At 31.7% G+C, this 1580-nt stretch carries 1 protein-coding gene; it reads left to right on the top strand.

Annotated features, from left to right (window positions below):
- Positions 1-82 precede the first annotated feature (82 nt).
- A partial coding sequence (locus ACT8VG_RS11035; protein ID WP_444195912.1) for a glycosyltransferase occupies positions 83-1580 on the top strand: 1498 nt, incomplete at its 3' end.

The following is a 1580-nucleotide window of genomic DNA, read 5'->3' on the forward strand; positions in this document are numbered from 1 at the left end:
CAAGCGGCCAGGTCCTTTGTTTTCTGTTTTAATGTTCAATTATATTCAGTATAATGTAAGTGCAAGCTAAAGGAGATTCAACATGCGTATTGCGATATTTACAGACACTTATTATCCTGATATTAATGGCGTTGTTTCATCGATTGGTATACTCAGAAATGAATTAATGAAACATGGTCATCAAGTCTTGATTATAACTACAATTCCTCCTCTTGGTGTTCATATGGAAGATGATCCATCTATTATTAGAATGAATGGAATCTCTCTTAAAAGTATTTATGGATACCGTATGGCAGGCATTTATAATAATAGAATATTTAAAAAGATTAAAGAATTTAATCCTGATATCATTCATACGCAGACTGAATATGGCGTAGGCTTATTTGGACGATTATGTGGTTATAAGCTTAATATTCCTACAGTATATACATTCCATACCAATCTTTATGACTATACTTACTATGTCACTAAAGGAATCGAACCATTTGATTCAATCGCAAAAAAGATTGTCAAGAAGCTGATGAAGATATATACAACCCATACTACGTCTCTCATTGTCCCTAGTGTTAAAACAGCTTCTATGATGAAATCTATTGGTATCAAAAAAGAAATCAATATTGTACCAACTGGACTCGAATTAGAACGCTTTAAAACATATAATAAAGAACATACAACTCAAATCAAAGAAGAGTATGGTCTTAGTAATCATTTTAATTTAATCTCTTTAGGTAGACTTGCTGAAGAAAAATCATTAGATCTCATCATTAACGCAATGCCTGAAATCATTCAAAGAAATCCAAATATACGATTGTTTATTATAGGTGATGGACCTGCAAAGAATACTTTAATGCAATTAACACATGATTTAAATATGGATGATTATATTCGTTTTGCAGGATGTCAAAGTGCAGACGTTATTCCTGATTTCTATTATTCCGGTGATCTTTTTGTCTCAGCATCTCTAACTGAAACACAAGGTCTAACATTTATTGAAGCGATGGCCTCTTCTTTACCAGTTCTTGCAAGATATGATTCTAATTTAGATCCTGTTATTGTAGAGGGTGGTAATGGTCATTTCTTCTATACTCAAGAAGAATATATCGAAAAAGTAATAGAATTATCTCATGATGATCTTACACCTTATAAAGAGTATGCAGTAAAGCATGCCCAGCAATTTGATTCTCATACATTCTATAAAGGAGTGATACATGTGTATAACAGTTCTATTGATCATTTTGAAAACTGTTTTGTAGTCTCTTCAATAAAACCACATGAAAAGCTAGTTTCAGTAGAATTTGTAAGTGGTAAAAGAAAAATAGCTCTTGAATGTACTATAGAAGATGTAGAAACATTCCATCTCGCTATTCAAACTCGTGTCAATCAGGAAGTTATAGATATTCTTAAAGAGAAGCAGAATATCAGACATTTATATTTTAAAGCAGTAAAGCTGCTTAGCTATCATGACTATTGTTTCCATGACTTAAAGAAACGCTTAGAAACTTATGGAGACTATAATGAAATAGAAATCATGAAGTGTATGGCTTTATTAACTGATCGTCATCTCATAGATGATCGTAAAT

The organism is Catenibacterium sp. (assembly GCF_052354645.1).
Taxonomy (GTDB): domain Bacteria; phylum Bacillota_I; class Bacilli_A; order Erysipelotrichales; family Coprobacillaceae; genus Catenibacterium; species Catenibacterium mitsuoka_A.